This window comes from Pseudomonas weihenstephanensis (genome assembly GCF_001043055.1).
GTDB classification, from domain to species: domain Bacteria; phylum Pseudomonadota; class Gammaproteobacteria; order Pseudomonadales; family Pseudomonadaceae; genus Aquipseudomonas; species Aquipseudomonas weihenstephanensis.
The window spans coordinates 416,749-436,015 of sequence record NZ_JYLF01000001.1 but is presented as its reverse complement, the minus strand read 5'-3'; the positions used below and the strand labels follow the sequence as shown (position 1 = coordinate 436,015).

The following is a 19,267-nucleotide window of genomic DNA, read 5'->3' as shown; positions in this document are numbered from 1 at the left end:
GAGGCTGAACCGATTCACGGCGCCTCCAAATCTTCAAGGGTGCGCGCTGATCTTTACAAGACAGCGCTACCACTGCCACAGCCATACCTATAAAGACTCACGACCTCGACCTATGTCCACATTTCTGATTTTGCGCAAACACAGTGCGCTGCTTCCTATGGCCGGGCAAAAAGCCCTGAGCCTGATGGGCGGCCTTACTGCTTTCGGCCTGGCCACCTGCGTGCAGGCAAACCCGGCGTTCGACAGCGAGTCCAAATGGATGTTTGGGGACTGGAACGGCACCCGTAGCGAGCTGGAGCAAAAAGGCTACGCCTTCTCCCTCGACTATGTCGGCGAAGTGGGTTCCAACCTGCATGGCGGCTATGACCACGACCGTACGGCGCGCTACAGCGATCAGTTCGGCCTGGGCACGCACTTGGATTTGCAAAAGATTCTGGGCTGGGAAGATGCCGAGTTTAAGCTGACGATCACCCATCGCAGCGGTAACAACATCAGCAACGATCGCATCAACGACCCGCGCGTGGGGGGCTTCACCTCGGCGCAAGAAGTCTGGGGCCGTGGCCAGACCACCCGCCTGACGCAGATGTGGTACCAACAGAAATTCTTTGATCAGAAGCTCGACATCAAAGTCGGCCGCTTTGGTCAGGGCGAAGACTTCAACAGCTTCCCGTGCGACTTCCAGAACCTGGCGTTTTGCGGTTCGCAGGTCGGTAACTGGGCTGGCAGCATTTGGTACAACTGGCCGGTCAGCCAATGGGCGTTGCGCGTTAAATACCACCTCACCCCTGAGCTGTATGCACAGGTCGGTGCCTACGAGCAAAACCCGTCCAACCTGGACCGTGGCAATGGTTTCAAACTCAGCGGCAGTGGCACCCAAGGTGCCGTGCTGCCGGTTGAACTGGTATGGACGCCAAAAATTAATGGGCTGCCTGGGGAGTATCGTGCGGGGTACTACTACAGTAGTGCCAAGGCAACCGATGTTTACAAAGATGCCAATGGCCAGGCCGCAGCCTTGAGCGGCGAAGCCTATCGCAGCAGTTCGAGCAAGCACGGCATGTGGCTGGGTGTGCAACAGCAACTGACCCGCCGCGCCAGCGATCAGTCGAGGGGCTTGAGTGTGTTCGCCAACGCCACCGTTCACGACAAGAAAACCAACCCGATCGATAACTATGTGCAGGCAGGCATCGTCTACAAAGGCGTGTTCGATGCGCGGGCCAAAGACGACATCGGCTTTGCCGTGGCCAGGGTTCACGTCAACCCGGCCTATCGTAAAAACGCTCAGGCGACCAATCAGGCCCGCACGGTGTACGACTTTGACGACGCCCGCTATCTGCCGCCGCAAGACACCGAATACAGCGCCGAATTGTATTACGGCGTGCACGTCACTAACTGGCTGACCGTGCGACCGAACCTGCAATACATCCGCCATCCGGGCGGCGTCAACCAACTGGATGACGCGCTGATCGGCGGCTTGAAGATTCAAAGTTCGTTCTGATCCCTGCACGAACGACCGCGACGAGCATGAAGCTTGAAGCTGACTCACAAGGACTAACTTTACTGAATCGCCTCGCATCGCGCCGTGTTCCACGGCCCATGCGGGAACACTATCAACGTAACGGAGAACCACACTATGAGCACTGAAGGTGCTTCAAGTCGTAGCCGCCTGTTACCGACGTTGCTCGGTATCTTGCTGCTGCTAATGGGCCTGGCCATGCTGGTCGGGGGTATCAAGCTGGTCACGCTGGGCGGGTCGATGTACTACCTGCTGGCCGGTATCGGTTTTGGCCTGTCAGGCGCACTGCTGATGGCCGGGCGCCGCGCCGCGCTGGGCTTGTACGCCGTGGTGCTGTTCGCCAGCACCGTTTGGGCACTGATCGAAGTGGGCCTGGACTGGTGGCAACTGGTACCGCGCCTGGCCCTGTGGTTTGCGATCGGTATCGTATTGCTGCTGCCATGGTTGCGTCGCCCACTGTTGCGCGGCCAATCGGCCCCGGTGGCGACGGGTGCACTGAGCGTGGCCGTCGTACTGGCAGGCCTGGCTGCACTGGCCAGCCAGTTCACCAGCCCTGGTGAAATCAAGGGTCAACTGGACCGTGATGCTGTTCCCGGCATGACCAACACCGCACCGGCCATGCCGGAGGGTGACTGGCAGTCCTACGGGCGCACCGCCTACGGTGACCGTTACTCGCCACTGAAAGAAATTACGCCAGAAAATGCCCACAAGCTGGTTCCAGCCTGGACATTCCGTACCGGGGACATTCCGGGCGAAGGCGATCCGGGCGAAACAACCGCCGAGAACACCCCGCTGAAAGTGAACGGCATGCTGTACGTGTGTACCCCACACAGTCAGGTGATTGCTGTTGACCCAGACACCGGCAAGGAAATCTGGCGCTACGACCCGAAGCTCAGCACGCAGAACGCGGCTAACTTCAAAGGCTGGGCGCACATGACCTGCCGCGGCGTGACGTATCACGACGAAAACGCCTACGCCAAAGCCAGCACTGAGCAAAGCGCTGCCGAGCCTGCTGCGGCCACGTCGAGCAACTCGTGCCCACGTCGCCTGTTCCTGCCGACGGCTGACACGCGCCTGATCGCGCTGAACGCCGACACCGGTAAAGTCTGCGAAGACTTCGGTGACAATGGCGCAGTTGACTTGCGCCACAACATGGGTGGCTTCGCGCCAGGCGGCTACTACTCCACCTCGCCCCCTGCCGTGACCAAAGACCTGGTTGTGATTGGCGGCCACGTTACTGACAACATTTCTACCGATGAGCCATCGGGCGTGATCCGGGCGTACGACGTACGTACCGGTAAGCTGGTGTGGAATTGGGACAGCGGCAACCCGGACGCCACCGCGCCGATTGCCGAAGGCGAAACCTACACCCGCAACTCGCCTAACATGTGGTCGATGTTCGCCGTCGACGAAAACCTCGGCATGCTCTATCTGCCGATGGGCAACCAGACGCCTGACCAGTTCGGCGGCAACCGTACCGAAGATTCCGAGCGCTACGCTGCTGGCATCACTGCGCTGGACATCAACACCGGTAAAGTCCGCTGGTACCGTCCGCTTACTCACCATGACCTGTGGGACATGGACGTAGGTGGCCAACCTACCTTGATGGACATTAAAACGGCTGACGGTGTTAAACCGGCTCTGCTGGCGTCCACCAAGCAAGGCAGCATCTACGTGCTTGACCGTAGCAACGGTAAAGACATCGTACCGATCCACGAAGTGCCAGCACCGGGCGGCGCCGTTGAAGGCGACCACACCGCGCCAACGCAGCCTCGCTCAGAGCTGAACATGATCCCGCCGGTCCTGACCGAACGTGACATGTGGGGCGTGACTCCGTTTGACCAGATGCTGTGCCGTATCAACTTCAAATCCCTGCGTTATGACGGCATGTACACCCCGCCTTCCTTGCAAGGTTCGATCGTTTATCCCGGTAACTTTGGCGTGTTTGACTGGGGCGGCATCTCGGTAGACCCCGTGCGTCAGATCGCATTCCTGAACCCAAGCTACATGGCCTTCACCTCCAAACTGGTACCCCAGGCGGATGTGGCTGCAATGGGCCCACGTAAAGGCGAAACCTCGGGCGTACAACCGAACAAAGGTTCGCCTTACGGCGTGATCCTGGAGCCTCTGTTGTCGCCACTGGGCCTGCCTTGCCAGGCTCCGGCGTGGGGCTACGTTGCGGCGGTCGACCTGACCAACAACAACGTGATCTGGAAACACAAGAACGGCACCGTGCGTGACAGTTCGCCGGTTCCAATCCCGCTGTCGATGGGCGTTCCAAGCTTGGGCGGCACATTCACCACCGCCGGTGGCGTAGCCTTCCTGAGCGGCACCCTTGACCAGTACCTGCGTGCTTACGATGTAAGCAACGGCAAGTTGCTGTGGGAAGGTCGCCTGCCTGCTGGCGGCCAAACCACTCCAATGACCTACACCGGCAAAGACGGCACACAATACGTGCTGGTCATGGCGGGTGGTCACGGCGGCCTGGGCACCAAAAAAGGTGACTATGTCATCGCGTTCAAACTCGCCGATTAAGTAACACAGCGAGTGGCAAGCGAAGCGGCTATCGAAAGATAGCCGCTTTTTTTAGGGCTGACGTTTTATACGAGCCTGACCTGCGATATTCACAACGGCAACGCTACACGCCATTCTACTTTGCGGCACCCATTACAACTGGCCTTCAAAACGCATCATTACGCCGTTTCTTTCAGGCGCGACAACCACACCTCAAACGCCTGCGCATCCAGCGGACGACTGATCAGATAGCCTTGCGCCGTGTCGCATTGCCAGCGCTCCAGCAGGTCAAGGGTATGTTGATACTCCACCCCTTCGGCCACCACTTTTAGCCCCAGGTTGTGGCTCATCTCGATGGTCGAGCGCACGATCACCGCGTCTTCACTGGTTTCATCCAGGTTGCGAATAAACGACTGATCGATTTTCAGCTCTTGCACCGGCAAGCGTTTGAGGTGAGCCAGCGATGAATAACCGGTGCCGAAGTCATCGACCGCCAGACTGATACCGCCATCGCGCAGTTTTTCCAGCACGCCAAGCGAGTGCTCAGGGTCGCGCATGACCGCACTTTCGGTGATTTCGAAAATAAGTTGCTCGGCCGACACCTCATAACGCTTGAGCAGGGTTTCGACCTTATGCAACAGGTCTTCACCGTGCACATCCGCGGCCGAAATGTTCAGCGACAGTTGCAGCGCCAGCCCCTTGCGGTTCCACTCGGCCAGTTGACGAACGCCCTCCTCCAGCACCCACTGCGTCAGCAATACCATGCTGCCCGTGCGCTCGGCCAAGGGAATGAACTCGGCTGGCGACACCACGCCCAGCTCCGGGTGACGCCAGCGCAACAAGGCTTCGGCCTGGCGCACCTGGCCACTGCCAATCTCCAGCTTGGGCTGATACAGCAAAAACAACTCGCCCTCGCTGGCGGCGCTGCGCAAGTCGCGAATCAGCTGGATTTGCCGCTGATGCGCCAAGTCCCGATCCTGCTGATAGACCTGCAAGTACCCCGGTAAGGCCGCTGCATCGCGGCGCGCGATCGCGGCCCTGCTGATCAGTTCTTCGACGCTTTGGCCGTTGATCGGGTACACCGCAATGCCCATGCAAACCTCGAGCAACACGTCATGGCCATCGATGCTCAAGGGTCGATTCAACAGCGCATACAACGTGTCGGCCATCGCGACCCCGGCATCGACCTGAGTGCTCTCCAGCAGCAACAAAAATTCATTGCCGGTGATGCGCGCCGCCGTATCGCGCTCGTGCAGGGTGTCGAGCATCGCGCGGCTGGCCTCGCGCATGATCAGCTCCATGCCGTCCGGGCCAAAGCTTTCGTTGATCACGCGGTAGTTTTCAATGCCCAGATAAATCAGGACGACGTTGCGCCGGGCGCTGATCGCACTGCCCAATCGTTCCATGGCCAGAGCGCGATTGGGCAAGCCGGTGAGCGCGTCATGCAAGGCGTTATGCGCCAATTGCTGCTCACGCTGCGCAATACCGGCCTGCATGGCGTTGATGGCCTTGGCCAGAAAACCCAGTTCGTCCTTACGCTTGAGTTCGACCGGCGTTTCGTAGTCGCCCCGACCAATCCGTTGCGCGGCTTCTGCCAGCAGACTGACCGGGCGCGAGACCGCCCGCGCCAGCCACAAGGCTCCGAGCAAGGACGCCAGCAATGCACCGACCGAGACCCACAAAAACTTGCGATCAAGCGAATTAAAGGCCTGCATGGTTTGATCCAGCGGGCTCTGCAGCAACGCCATCACTTGCCCGTTAGCCGGGTCGCCGGAGTTGGCCAATTGCAATAATTGACCCAAAAAACGCTGGTGGTGAAATTCGCTGAAATGAACGGTCAGGCCCGGCGCATGCGTGTGCATGAACGCGACAATGCTGGCGTTCATTGCGTCAGGCTGAGTGCTGCTCAGCACCCCGTTTTCGCCGTTATTAAGGGTCATAAACGACACTTCAAGGTTGCTCAGCGAACGCAACTCATGGGCAAATACGTCGTCCATCGGCATCGCAGACACCACGCGCACCACCGGTAAAGGGGCCATCACGGCACTCTGCACCATCATGTAAGGGCGGCCATCGAGTACGCCGACAAGCATGGTTTGAGCGTTACGACGCGCCATCTTCAAAGCCTTGGCGTAGGGGAAGGCCTGCCCGGACGGTAAGCCTTTGAGGGTGCTGGTGATGATGTTGCCATTGAGGTCGAGTACAAAGAGATCACTGCCGCGAATACTCGCCTCAAACTCCAGCAAGGCGTTCTCGATGTCCGCGGAGGTGCCATTGATGCTCGCGAGGCGAAAGTCCGAGTCATTGGTCAGCCAGTTGAGCCCGTACTGGATGCGCCGCCAACGCAAATCCATGAACCGCTCAAACACCCGCGTGCCGGTGCGCAATTGCTCTTCGGCCTGATCGCTGGCCACCGTAATGGTCACTGCTTTGACGGCGAAGTACACCGCACCAATCACCACGAGCAAGAGCAACGCCAGGAACAGGCTGATACGCGCCTGAAAACTGTTACGCAGCTTCATGCTGCCTCCTCGATCCACTGAGTCAATGCCACTACCCACTCTGAGGTTATGTCCTGAGGCATACGCCGCTCCCTCTGCATCGTCAGAAAAGCCTGTCGCAAGGCTTTCCATTCCCTTTTTATTGTTATCAATCGTAACTGCTGCAAGAGAGAAGATCGCCTAATAAATCAGGGCCGTCCACCGTCAAGTTGTTGGCGACAAAGGCCTAGCGAGCGGGCACTTCGGGGAAGATTTTATCAATGAGACAAGGGCCTGCCCTGACACTCGCCACAGGCTTGAACACAGGCCTCTTGAACCGCAAACCCTGCGCTCGACTACGCTACCCCGCGCAGTCTTCGGCAGCGGCTAGAGGATGAAAAACGTTTCGCCATTGAAACCACTGACACCGCGCCCCATCTAACCCTCATACCCCATTGCGCAGGTGCCCCATGAGCGACCAGCAAGATTTCCCGGATAACAGCACTGAATACACCGACATAGAACACCCGCACAGCGAACATCAACCTCACTCGGCAGGGACTGAATTGGCGTTGCCAGAACAGAATCTGCCGGACAAGGTGTACATCATCCCGATCCATAATCGGCCGTTCTTCCCGGCGCAAGTGCTGCCGGTCATCGTCAATGAAGAGCCGTGGGCCGAAACCCTCGAACTGGTCAGCAAATCACCTCACCACTCGCTGGCACTGTTTTTTGTCGACACCCCGCCCGATGATCCTCGCCATTTCGACACCGACAGCCTTCCTGAATACGGCACGCTGGTAAAAGTGCATCACGCCAGCCGCGAAAACGGCAAATTGCAGTTCGTGGCCCAAGGCCTGACCCGCGTGCGCATCAGCATGTGGCTCAAACATCACCGCCCGCCGTATCTGGTGGAGGTTGAATACCCGCAGCAGCCCAAAGAGCCCACCGATGAGGTGAAGGCGTATGGCATGGCGCTGATCAATGCGATCAAAGAACTGCTGCCGCTCAACCCGCTGTACAGCGAAGAGCTGAAAAACTACCTCAATCGCTTCAGCCCTAATGATCCTTCGCCGCTGACCGATTTTGCCGCAGCGCTGACCTCGGCCACCGGTAACGAGCTGCAAGAAGTGCTCGACTGCGTGCCCATGCTCAAGCGCATGGAAAAAGTGCTGCCGATGCTGCGCAAAGAAGTCGAAGTGGCACGGCTGCAAAAAGAGATCTCGGCCGAGGTCAATCTCAAAATTGGCGAACATCAGCGCGAGTTCTTCCTTAAGGAGCAACTCAAGGTCATTCAGCAAGAGTTGGGGCTGACCAAGGACGATCGCAGCGCAGACATCGAGCAATTCAAGCAACGCCTTGAAGGCAAAAACCTGCCGGTGCAAGCGCAAAAGCGCATCGACGAAGAACTGAACAAGCTGTCGATTCTGGAAACCGGATCGCCGGAATACGCGGTCACTCGTAACTATCTGGACTGGGCTTCGTCGGTGCCGTGGGGCGTGTTCGGTAAAGACAAACTCGACCTCAAGCACGCGCGTAAAGTGCTCGACGCGCACCATGCGGGGCTGGATGACATCAAAAATCGCATCCTCGAATTTCTCGCCGTTGGCGCTTACAAAGGCTCGGTCAGTGGTTCGATTGTGCTGCTGGTCGGCCCGCCGGGTGTGGGCAAGACCAGCGTCGGCAAGTCGATTGCCGAGTCGCTGGGGCGCCCGTTCTACCGTTTCAGCGTGGGCGGTATGCGCGACGAAGCCGAGATCAAGGGCCACCGTCGCACCTACATCGGTGCCCAACCGGGCAAGCTGGTGCAGGCGCTCAAGGACGTTGAGGTGATGAACCCGGTGATCATGCTCGATGAGATCGACAAGATGGGCCAAAGTTTTCAGGGCGACCCCGCCTCGGCCTTGCTTGAGACCCTGGACCCGGAGCAAAACGTCGATTTCCTCGATCACTACCTGGACCTGCGGCTGGACCTGTCCAAGGTGCTGTTTGTGTGCACGGCCAATACGCTGGACTCAATCCCCGGCCCGTTGCTCGACCGCATGGAAGTCATACGCCTGTCGGGTTACATCACCGAAGAAAAGGTCGCGATTGCCAAGCGTCATTTGTGGCCAAAACAGCTTGAAAAGGCGGGTGTGTCTAAAGGCAGCCTGAGTATCAGTGACAGCGCACTGCGCGCCGTGATCGACGGTTACGCCCGCGAAGCCGGCGTGCGTCAGCTGGAAAAACAGCTGGGCAAACTGGTGCGCAAAGCCGTGGTCAAGTTGCTGGATGATCCCAAAGCGGTGATCAAGATAGGTCCAAAAGACCTCGAAGCGTCACTGGGCATGCCGGTGTTCCGTAACGAGCAAGTGATCAGCGGCACGGGTGTCATCACCGGGCTGGCCTGGACCAGCATGGGCGGGGCCACGTTACCGATTGAAGCCACGCGTATTCACACGCTCAACCGCGGGTTCAAGCTGACCGGGCAATTGGGCGATGTGATGAAGGAGTCAGCTGAAATTGCTTACAGCTACATCAGCGCCAACCTTAAGCAATTCGGCGGCGATCCCAAGTTCTTCGATGAGGCCTTTGTGCATTTGCATGTGCCAGAAGGGGCCACGCCCAAAGACGGCCCCAGTGCTGGCGTGACAATGGCCAGCGCCCTGCTGTCCCTGGCTCGCAATCAAGCGCCCAAAAAAGGCATCGCCATGACCGGCGAGTTGACCTTGACCGGGCATGTGCTGCCGATTGGGGGTGTGCGTGAAAAAGTCATTGCGGCACGCCGGCAAAAAATTCACGAGTTGATCCTGCCTGACGCCAACCGTGGTCACTTTGAAGAGTTGCCGGACTACTTGAAAGAAGGCATTACCGCCCACTTTGCCAAGCGCTTTAGCGACGTGGCAAACGTGTTGTTTTAACCGCCTGAACTAACGCCGCACGTCGCGGGACACGATGCGCTACACCTCGTATCTTGTCCCGCGGTTCAAGCCGTTCACCCCACACTGTCAATGTTGTCAGTAGACACCTGCCCTATTCCCGACGCTAATAGCCTCAAGCCTGTTAAAACTGCGTCGAGAAACGATCATGGCACTGCATCACCCTACATATGGAAATCCAGCGGTTATCTGTCAGAAGTTTTTGGGCAGCCCTTCATTCAATCCAAGAACCAGCGGTGAGCTCAAAGCCGAGGTTCTGGACAGGGCCTTGTTCGACTCCCATGAAATGACCTTTGCCAGTAGCCAAAAGAAAATCGTCATTACGGCTGACATGGGTGACTTTGGGTCTATAGGCTATCGCTCCCTAGCATTCACCCTCGACATCAATATCCAGACCGGTATTTACCCGTTTGCACGCGGCAATTTTGGGCATGTGCACGACATGACATACACAGAGTGCGTCGAACTGAACGGCGAGCATGTCTACTACTTGATTCAGGCAGAGATCGGCAGCCTGCAATTGAGTGTGGTCGAAAGTTGCTACAGCGCGCGTTTGTTTACCTTTGATGGCCGTGACCACAACGACGCGACTTTCGAAATATGCGGTGACTTCATCATCACCCCACCCCACGCATCGTTCAGTTAGTGAGGGCCGCGCACGACTTTAACCGCGCGGCGTGGTGCAACACCTTGCATGGGTTATGCTGCGCGCTTGTTATTGTCTGACCGGAGCCTTCAATGTCCCTCGCGCGCCTCATTCCCTTGTTCGGCCTCACGCTGCTGACGGCTTGCGCCCAGCAACCGGCACACAACGTGATCGTTGAAGAACAAAGTGACTGCCCGATGCAATTGCACACCGGGCAAAACTTGACCCTGACCTTGCCCAGCAACCCCACCACCGGCTATCGCTGGGCGATTCAGGACTCCGCCGGCGGCGTGTTACGCAGCCTCAGCCCTGAAGTCTACAAAAGCGTCGACAGTGGCCAGCTACTCGGTAGCGGCGGGCAATCCACCTGGCGCTTTCAGGCATTTGCCGCAGGCTCCGGGCGCTTGCGCCTGACCTATCAGCAACCGTGGGAACCTGAAGCCGAGCCTGCACAGGTGTTTGATTGCGCTATCACGGTGAAATGACATGCCTTGGCTGATCCTCGCGGTTATGGGCGCCGCCGCCTATCTGTACGGTGTGAACATGCAGTCCACGCTGCTGTGTTTACTGAGCAAACCGCTGCCGGTGCTGGCCTTGCTCGGCTGGCTGCAAGATGCACCGCCCAGCCTGTACAGGCGCTGGATCAGTCTTGGCCTGTTGTTTTCACTGCTGGGGGACATTCTGCTGGCCTGGCCGGTGGACCTGTTTGTGTTCGGTCTGGGTGCCTTTCTGCTGGCCCATTTGGCATATCTGAAGGCATACCTGAGCGATTGCCGGCGTGTCGCCTGGTTACCGCTGACGTTAGCCTTGATGGCGGGCGTGAGTTTATTCAGCGTCATGGCGGCGCAGGGTCTGGGCCAATTGTTGATTCCCGTCAGCGTGTACGCGCTGGCCATCAGCGCCATGCTGTGGCGCGCCTTTGCCCGACTGGGCACAGCCGTCCCCGCGCGTTCGGCCTGGCTGGCGGCAGCCGGGGCACTGGCGTTTGTGGTCTCGGACAGCCTGATCGGCATCGACCGCTTTGTGTTCAAGTTCAGCGCCGCACCGTATCTAATCATCCTCAGTTACTGGCTCGGGCAATGGGGCATTGCCGCCTCAGCGTTGAGTCAGAGCAAACGCTGAGTCAGCATCTGTCCACCCCACCAAACGGTTTATCAGACAGACCGCGCATCCCGGCGCCAACTTGGCTAAAATGCCGCCCCTTTTAAATTTCCATCGCCGGAACCCTCGTGAGCAAAGAACCCGACCGTATATTCGCCCAGCCCTTGGCCCAGGTGCCGGACTTCGCCTTTAACGAAGACGTGGTGCGGGTGTTCCCGGACATGATCAAACGTTCGGTGCCGGGTTATCCGACCATTGTCGAAAACCTCGGTGTGCTCGCTGCACAGTTCGCCCAGCCTGATAGCGTGCTCTACGATCTGGGCTGTTCGCTGGGTGCAGTCACTCAGGCGCTACGCCGGCATGTGCGCAGTGAAGGGTGCAAGGTGATTGCCGTAGACAACTCGGCGGCGATGGTCGAGCGCTGCCGCGAATACTTGAATGGGCAAAACTCGATGTTTCAGGAGTTGTTGCCGGTCGACGTGATCGAAGGCGATATTCTCGCGCTGCGCTTTGAGCCGGCCTCAGTGGTTGCGCTCAACTTCACCCTGCAATTCATTGCCCCCCAAGATCGCCTGGCCTTGCTTGGCCGTATCCGCCAGGCGCTGTTGCCGGGCGGCGCGTTGATCCTCTCGGAGAAGCTGCGCTTCAATGACGCAGACGAGCACGCGCTGCTCACCGACTTGCACATCGCATTCAAGCGCGCCAACGGCTATAGCGATCTGGAAATCGCACAAAAGCGCAGCGCCATCGAAAACGTCATGAAGCCCGACAGCCTCGAAGAACATCGCGAACGCCTGCTGGCGGCCGGGTTCTCGAAAGTCGTGCCGTGGTTCCAGTGTCTTAACTTTGCCTCGTTGATTGCCTTGCCATGATTGATCTTTCCCCTCTCGCCCGGCGTCTGGCCGGCACGCCTTTGGCTGAATGGGCCGACACCCTGCAAGCTCAGCTCGACACCAAAATGGAGAAAGGTCACGGTGACCTTGAGCGCTGGCAAAGCGCTCTGGATGCGCTGCCTGACGTTACACCCACTGAAATTGACCTGCTCAATGGCCTCACGCTCGACACTGACTGCGACGACGACACCCGTGCGCGTATGCGCCAGGCGCTGATGGGCTTGTCGCCGTGGCGCAAAGGCCCGTTTGACCTGTTCGGGGTGCATGTCGACACCGAATGGCACTCGGACTGGAAATGGTCACGGGTTGCGCCGCACATCGACCTCAAAGGCAAGCGCATCCTGGATGTCGGCTGCGGCAATGGTTACTACATGTGGCGCATGCTCGGTGCAGGCGCCCATAGCGTGATCGGCGTGGACCCCAACTGGTTGTTCTTCTGCCAGTTTCAGGCCGTGCAACGCTTTTTGCAGCAAGAGGCCGCCTGGCACCTGCCGTTCCCGTTTGAAGACTTGCCACCGAATCTGGAAGGCTTCGACACCGTGTTCTCCATGGGTGTGTTCTACCACCGCCGCTCCCCGATCGAGCATTTGCTGGCGCTCAAGGATTGCCTGGTCAAAGGTGGCGAACTGGTGTTGGAAACACTGGTGATTGAAGGCGACGTGAATCAGGTGCTGGTGCCCGAGGACCGCTACGCGCAAATGCGTAACGTATGGTTTTTACCATCGATTGCTGCGCTGGAGCGCTGGTTGCGGCGCGCCGGTTTCAGCGATGTGCGCTGCGTGGACGTAAGCATTACAACCGTTGAGGAGCAACGGGCGACAGAGTGGATGAAGTTCCAGTCGCTGAGTGACTACCTTGACCCCAACGATCACAGCAAAACCATCGAAGGCTTGCCTGCGCCCATGCGCGCAGTGATTGTGGCCAAAAAATAAACCGCTGTAGCCGCTGCCGGAGGCTGCGATGGGCTGCGCAGCGGCCCTTATCGCAGCCTTGGGCAGCGGCGATAGATCAGGATTTCGCCCGGCGGGCCTTGAAGAACTCGCTGAGCATTGTGCCGCACTCCTCGGCCAGCACGCCGCCTTCAAACAGCACACGGTGGTTGAGAAAGCCCTGGGTAAAAAACTGCCCCTGACTTTGCACAATTCCAGCCTTGGGTTCCAATGCACCGTACACCACCCGCGCGACCCGCGAATGCACGATCAAACCGGCACACATGCTGCACGGCTCCAGCGTCACGTACAGCGTGCTGCCGGGCAGTCGATAGTTGCTGGCCGCCGCCGCCGCCGCACGAATGGCGACCATTTCGGCATGGGCGCTGGGGTCGTGACCGCTGATCGGGCAGTTGAAGCCGCGCCCGATGATTTCGCCGTTTTGCACCAGCACTGCACCCACCGGCACTTCACCCAGTGCGGCGCCCTGTGCCGCCAGCGCCAGCGCTTCACGCATATAGTCTTGATCGCGGCTGCGGTCGATGATCTGGGGTTGACGCCCTTGTCGCATCAGGAAACCTCAATAGCGGCCATCAGGCCGGTTTCCATGTGGTCAATCACATGGCAGTGGAACATCCACACGCCGGGATTATCCGCCACCAGCGCTACGCGGGCACGTTCGTTTTTACCCAGCAGGTAGGTGTCGGTGAAGTACGGGATGATTTTTTTGCGGTTAGACGCCAGCACCTTGAAGCTCATGCCATGCAAGTGAATCGGGTGCTGGTACTGGGTCATGTTCTTCAATTCGAAGATGTAACTGTGGCCCAGCTTGAGCTTGGCGATGGGCCGGTCAGCACAGGTTTTGTCTTTGATGTCCCACGCGATGCCATTGATCTGCCACAAGCTCGGCGGCTGATCAGGCCCTAGATCCTCGGACACCGAACCGACCCACTCGAAGTTGAAGTTGATCTTCTCGGCATTGGCCACGTCCGGCTCGGCAATCGGGTTGGCGGGCAACGCAGGGGGCCATTGGGCGGGGGCGTCGTTGCTGGCAACCGAGCGCAAAGTGCCCAGGCGTACCGGACCATCACGCAACGACAGCTCCTCACCCACCGCCGGGGCTTTGATGGCCAGACAAATGCGCATGCCAGGGCCTAGCCAGTATTCCTTGCCCCACGGCCTTGGCTCGATGGGATTACCGTCCAGCGCGTAGATTTTGGCTTGCACGCCGGGGATGTTGATGCGGTAGGTCAAGGTGTTGTCGAGATTAAGCAGGCGCACGCGGGTGATCTGCCCTGCGGGCAGCTCAATCGTCGGCACATGGCTGCCATTGATCGTCGACAAGCGCCCGGCCGTACCGCCGCGAGCCGCCTCACGGGTGATGCTGAACGGCATAAAACCGCCCTCTTCATCCACATGCCAGTTCTTGATGCTCAAGGTGCGTTCATGCGTAAAGCCGGTAGGTTCGCGCTCTTCAACAATCAGCGGCCCGACCAGCCCACGGCCCAGCTCTTCGCTGCTGTTGACGTGCGGGTGATACCAAAAGCTGCCCGCATCTGGCACGCGGAACTTGTAGTCAAAATATTCGCCCGGCAATACCGGCAACTGCGAGACGTAAGGCACGCCGTCCATCTCCAGCGGCAAGCGGATACCGTGCCAGTGAATGGTGGTCGATACTGGCAGGTGGTTGATAAAGCGTACCCGCAGCCATTGGCCCTGACGCACCCGCAATTCGGTGCCAGGTGCCGAAGGGCCAAAGGCCCACGCCTCGGTCTGATGACCGGGCACCAGTTCCACGTCGAGGGGCGCGGCAATCAGTTCGTAATCGTGGCCCGCTTCGGCATCGGCCATTTTGCCCAACCAGTAACGCGAAGCGCCTCCTGCGCCAACACCCACCACTACCAGGCCGGCTAAACCACCGAGTATTTGTCGACGGGTAAAGGACATGGGCTCAACTACCTCTCGTATCGTAAGCGGGCTTTAGGCCCGCAAAAGGCGAATACGATACACCTGCGGTTGAGAAACAGTAAGGCCGGGGTGGCGAAGGGCCGCAGTCCACACGCCGAAAACACCCTGGCTGGCTGCGAGCTTTTTTAGCACATCCGAAGATTGCAGCCCGCGGCAGCACCTAAGGTGTAAGCCCCACGAGCAGGTGCACCACGTTGTCTGCCAGCACCATGACCCCCGGCACGCCCGCTCTGTGCAGCGCTTGCGTGTCCAGCTTCGACCCGTCGCGCAACACCACGCGCACGCGGGTCAATGCCACTTTTTGTTCGGATTTGATGTTCACCGCGCCCCCCAAGCCTGCCAACGTGGCGTTGTTGAGTAACGAGGAGGCAACGTTCGTGTCCGGGAGCAAGTCCGGCGTCAGTGCTTTCCAAAACGCCTGATGCAATTTTGCAAACATGTTCAGTTCTCCAACACCACGGATTGAGGCTGTAAAACAGCGCGTACTTGTTGCGCGCTATCGAACCCCAGCACCTGATCCGCCAAGGTGGTACAGGCATTGAAATCCAGCTCGCGCACTTGCGCCTTGATGGTCGGGATCAGCGGCACGCTCACCGACAGCTCATCCACACCCAGCCCCAGCAACACAGGCACCGCCTGCGCCTCGGACGCTAAAGCCCCACACACACCCACCCATTTGCCATGTGCATGCGCAGCCTTGACGGTATGGGCGATCAGACGCAGCACTGCCGGGTGCAGGCTGTCGGCCTGGTTGGCCAGACGCGGGTGATCGCGGTCCATCGCCAAGGTGTATTGGGTCAGGTCATTGGTGCCAATCGAAAAGAAGTCCACGTGCGGCGCAAACACGTCGGCCATCAACGCCGCCGCAGGCACTTCGATCATGATGCCCAGCTTGGGCAGTTGGACCAGGCCCGCTCGCTGCGCTTCGTCTTGCAGCACACGGCGGGCTTCGTGCAGCTCGGACAAATGAGTGACCATCGGCAACATGATGTGCAGGCGCGCCAGATCAACACTGGCCAATATTGCGCGCAATTGGTCACGCAACAGTTCAGGTCGCTCCAGGCACAGGCGAATGCCGCGCATGCCCAGAAACGGATTGCTCTCATGCGCCATCGGCACGTAGGTCAGCGGTTTATCACCACCCACGTCCAGCGTGCGTACGACCAAATTATGCTCAGGCCCCACCGCATCAGCGATAGCCCTGTAGGTGGCCACTTGCTCCTCGTGCGTGGGTGCGCTGTTGCGCTCCAGATACAGGAACTCCGAACGTAACAGCCCGATCCCTTGAGCACCCAAGGTCATGGCCTGTTCAGCTTCTGCCTGCGAGGCGATATTGGCCGTGATTTCTATCGTGTGCCCGTCGCGGGTGCAGGCGGCCTGCGATGCGTGCTGCACATCGAGCTGACGACGTTGTTGAAGCTGAACGCGCTGAACCTCCAGCCGCTCGACCAGGGCGTCATCAGGTTGCAAGTGCAACTCGCCTGCGTCTGCATTGAGCAAAACCGGCATGCCATTGGCCAATGCCAGCACCTGCGGGGCAACCCCGCACAGAGCGGGCAAACCCAGGGCGCGGGCCAAAATGGCAACGTGGCTGGTGGCTCCGCCGCCCACCGTGGCAAAGCCCACCACTTTGCGGGTGTCCAATGCCGCCGTCTGTGAAGGGGTCAATTGCTCTGCAATCAAAATGGCATGTTCGGGCAAGACCTGCATTTGGTCTTGCACACCGAGGATCAGTTTGAGCACCCGCTGCCCGACATCGTCAAGGTCCAGCGCGCGCTCAGCCAGCAGGTGGCTGCCCAAACTTTTGAACAAGGTTGACGTGGTCTCAGTGGCGCGGCGCCAGGCATGGCCTGCGCTCTTGCCCGCATAGATCAGTTCGTCGGCATGTTCTAGCAGACTCGGGTCTTGCAGCAACGCCTGATGCGCTTTGAAAATCTCGCCCTGTGCGGTATTCGAGGCGTTGTCGCGCAGCGTCTGTAACTGGGTGTCTGCCTGCGCTAAAGCGTCTTGTAAACAGGCCCGTTCATGCGGCGCATCGGTGGCGTTTTCGACCACCTCCAACGTACACGCCGCCACTTGTACCACGTGCCCAAACGCTGCACCCGAAGAGGCGCACACACCGCGCAGCACACCCGATACGGGCTGCTGGACGAGAGGTTCGGGCTGTGGCGCGTGCGTTGCGCTCGTTACAGATTCACCACAACCGCTGGCCAACAGGTGTGACAACGCCGTGATTGCCGCCTCAGCGTCATGGCCCGCGGCACTCAGGTGCACACTGTCACCATATTTCGTCTGTAACGCCATGATTGCCACCAGTGACTTGGCGTTGGCTGTCTCGTGCTGTAGGTGCAGATAAATGACCGAATCAAAGGTTTTTGCAGCCTGAGCCAAAACGCCTGCTGGACGCGCGTGCAGACCATTAGGGTTAGCCAGTAACTGAGCCGCTGAGTGCAACGCTTCACCGCCTTGAACCTCAGGCTGCACGTCCAGCTCGCGCGGTCGTACCAGCAACAGCGGTTGGCCGCTCTCAACCACGCCCTGGTCTGCATCCAGCGCGACAAAACCATCGCCACTGATCACCAGCATTAACGTCAATAGACTGCGGGCATTGAGGGCCAGGTAATCAGCGTCAAACTCAATCAAGGGTTGCCCGGCCTCGACCCGCTGTCCCTCGACCACCAGGGCACTAAAGCCTGCGCCGCCGAGGTTTACGGTGTCGAGGCCGATATGCAGCAGCACTTGCACACCCGTGTCATGGGTGATGCTGAGCGCATGACCGGTGTGTTGCCGATTACTGACCACCCCGGCCAGTGGTGCGTACAACACCTGCGAGGTGGGATCAATGCAAACGCCGTCACCCATCAGGCGGCTGGAAAACACCGGATCCGGGACATCATCAAGCGCCAGCAGCACGCCAGCCAATGGCGCCAGCAGTTCCAGTTGTGGGGATATGGCCATGAACTCACCTACAGTTGATTCGCTATATGCCGATGGAGCGCAAGCCCCGACAGCGTCGCTTATTTCCACCAGTACTCGACTTGCACACCCATGTTTGACCCGTGCCGCGCCTTGCCAAAAGCGCCGCTGTCCGACAACGCTGAACCTGCATCCAACTGATTAGCGGCACGTTGCGCGGCTTTGTTCCACCTGGCGTAGGTGTAATACAAACGGATTTCCGGGCGTTCCCAAAAGCCGGGGCCTTTAGGCGACCAGGTGGGCGCGAAGGTGAACTTGCTTAATGTGCGCGTGCCCTCCTTTGCCCTGACTTGATCGTGCCCCAGCTCAGTGACCAATTTGAATTGCTCACTGACGGCATAAGCAGGCCGCACCCCCAGGGACATCCACTCCTGATGGCCTCCGTGCGGGCGAAAATCCTTTTGATAGACCGCTTCGACCTGCCCACCGAAACGCGGGGTCACTTGCCAGTCAAAGAACTCGACGATGCGGTAACGCTTGCTGCTGTTGTCCAGTTTGGTGTTGCCGGTGTAACCCAAGCCTGTGCCGGAACCTTCGCCGTACTGCACGGCAAATTTGTTCTGGGCGCCTAAAAAGGCGCTTTGCACGTGCTGCGCGGTGATCGCCCAACCACTGTGGGCGTCAGTGCGCTGAGGCTTGTCGAGGTAGGTCAAACCAAATTCCAGCACCCCGTCAGGGTTGATGTTGAACCCTGCAACGTTGAAATCGTGGCGCGTCACGTAGTCTTGCTGATACAGGCTGTCTTTGCGTGACAGGGCGTAGCTGTATTTGAGGCCGCCGATCAGCACGTCTTCTATACCGCCGCCCGTGGCGCTCTGGTTCCAGTAGTAGAAATCAGAAATGTGGATGTCGTTACGCTTGTAATAACGCCGTCCGGCCCACAGCGAACCGCCGTTGAGGCTCGGCAGGTTGGACCATTGTGCGTATAGCTGGGGCATGCGCACCGAGCCGTTGTCGCCCTGAAAGGTCAGTTGGCGGTTGTACTGGTTGTAGAAAGAGGCCATGCCATCGACGCTGAGCACCGAACCGTCATCGAGGGTGTAGAGGTCCTGGCGCAACTCCAGTTCAGCGTATTGTTCACATTCATTGCCCAGCCGGTATTTGGTCTCGGCGCCCGGCAGTTTGAAGCACGATTGCTTGCCCCCGTTGAGCGAATTGCCAACGCCACTGCGCAAGTAACCCGAGAACTCCAGGGCCTGGGCTGGCAGCGGTGCCAGCAGGCATAAACAGGTGGTGAAAATGCGGCGGTAGAGTGCTGTGTTCATAAAGACGACCTTTCTTATTTTTATGGGGCAGAGCCGTTAAACACCCTCTCCTTCAGCGGGGTGT

General features: G+C 58.9%; 14 protein-coding genes. 8 read left to right on the top strand and 6 right to left on the bottom strand.

The window, feature by feature from the left end:
• The first annotated feature begins 112 nt into the window (after positions 1 to 112).
• Both TU86_RS02110 and TU86_RS02105 read left to right on the top strand, forming a co-directional pair.
• Positions 113 to 1,495, top strand: coding sequence for a carbohydrate porin (locus tag TU86_RS02110; protein ID WP_082149367.1), 1,383 nt, complete (start codon positions 113 to 115; stop codon positions 1,493 to 1,495).
• 135 nt (positions 1,496 to 1,630) lie between these two features.
• Entirely contained in the window at positions 1,631 to 4,048 is a 2,418-nt protein-coding gene (locus TU86_RS02105) for a glucose/quinate/shikimate family membrane-bound PQQ-dependent dehydrogenase (RefSeq protein WP_048362644.1), read from the top strand.
• Between the two features lie 158 nt (positions 4,049 to 4,206).
• Here TU86_RS02105 and TU86_RS02100 read toward each other — a convergent pair whose 3' ends face one another.
• A complete protein-coding gene (locus TU86_RS02100) occupies positions 4,207 to 6,549 on the bottom strand; it encodes a GGDEF domain-containing protein (RefSeq protein ID WP_048362643.1) in 2,343 nt (780 codons plus the stop codon).
• Between the two features lie 428 nt (positions 6,550 to 6,977).
• Here TU86_RS02100 and lon point away from each other — a divergent pair, with 428 nt between their 5' ends.
• The 6 genes from lon (at position 6,978) to cmoB (ending at position 12,997) form a co-directional block, all read left to right on the top strand.
• Positions 6,978 to 9,407, top strand: a complete 2,430-nt coding sequence (gene lon / locus TU86_RS02095) for an endopeptidase La (RefSeq protein ID WP_048362642.1) — start codon at positions 6,978 to 6,980, stop codon at positions 9,405 to 9,407.
• A 286-nt stretch (positions 9,408 to 9,693) separates the two neighbouring features.
• Complete coding sequence (locus TU86_RS02090) at positions 9,694 to 10,071, top strand: hypothetical protein (protein ID WP_239658762.1); 378 nt, start codon at positions 9,694 to 9,696, stop codon at positions 10,069 to 10,071.
• 92 nt (positions 10,072 to 10,163) lie between these two features.
• Entirely contained in the window at positions 10,164 to 10,556 is a 393-nt protein-coding gene (locus TU86_RS02085) for a protease inhibitor I42 family protein (RefSeq protein WP_048362640.1), read from the top strand.
• Position 10,557: 1 nt separating this feature from the next.
• On the top strand, positions 10,558 to 11,193 hold the full coding sequence (locus TU86_RS02080; RefSeq protein ID WP_048362639.1) for a lysoplasmalogenase: 636 nt from the start codon (positions 10,558 to 10,560) through the stop codon (positions 11,191 to 11,193).
• 107 nt (positions 11,194 to 11,300) lie between these two features.
• Entirely contained in the window at positions 11,301 to 12,044 is a 744-nt protein-coding gene (cmoA, locus tag TU86_RS02075) for a carboxy-S-adenosyl-L-methionine synthase CmoA (RefSeq protein WP_048362638.1), read from the top strand.
• Positions 12,041 to 12,997, top strand: a complete 957-nt coding sequence (gene cmoB, locus TU86_RS02070) for a tRNA 5-methoxyuridine(34)/uridine 5-oxyacetic acid(34) synthase CmoB (protein ID WP_048362637.1) — start codon at positions 12,041 to 12,043, stop codon at positions 12,995 to 12,997. The genes cmoA and cmoB overlap by 4 nt, the downstream gene beginning before the upstream one ends.
• Positions 12,998 to 13,073: 76 nt before the next feature.
• Here the strand turns inward: cmoB and tadA are convergent, their stop codons facing one another.
• From tadA to TU86_RS02045, 5 genes are all read right to left on the bottom strand, one after another.
• The gene (tadA, locus tag TU86_RS02065) at positions 13,074 to 13,565 is read right to left on the bottom strand and encodes a tRNA adenosine(34) deaminase TadA (RefSeq protein ID WP_048362636.1); all 492 of its coding nucleotides are present in this window, start codon (positions 13,563 to 13,565) and stop codon (positions 13,074 to 13,076) included.
• Positions 13,565 to 14,941, bottom strand: a complete 1,377-nt coding sequence (locus tag TU86_RS02060) for a multicopper oxidase family protein (RefSeq protein ID WP_048362635.1) — start codon at positions 14,939 to 14,941, stop codon at positions 13,565 to 13,567. Before TU86_RS02060 ends, tadA begins: the two co-directional genes overlap by 1 nt.
• A 181-nt stretch (positions 14,942 to 15,122) precedes the next feature.
• Positions 15,123 to 15,401 carry a PTS sugar transporter subunit IIB gene (locus tag TU86_RS02055; RefSeq protein ID WP_048362634.1) on the bottom strand — a complete coding sequence of 93 codons (279 nt, stop codon included), beginning with the start codon at positions 15,399 to 15,401 and terminating at the stop codon, positions 15,123 to 15,125.
• A 2-nt stretch (positions 15,402 to 15,403) separates the two neighbouring features.
• A complete protein-coding gene (gene ptsP, locus TU86_RS02050; RefSeq protein WP_048362633.1) occupies positions 15,404 to 17,920 on the bottom strand; it encodes a phosphoenolpyruvate--protein phosphotransferase in 2,517 nt (838 codons plus the stop codon).
• A 59-nt stretch (positions 17,921 to 17,979) separates the two neighbouring features.
• On the bottom strand, positions 17,980 to 19,203 hold the full coding sequence (locus tag TU86_RS02045) for a maltoporin (protein WP_048362632.1): 1,224 nt from the start codon (positions 19,201 to 19,203) through the stop codon (positions 17,980 to 17,982).
• Positions 19,204 to 19,267 lie beyond the last annotated feature (64 nt).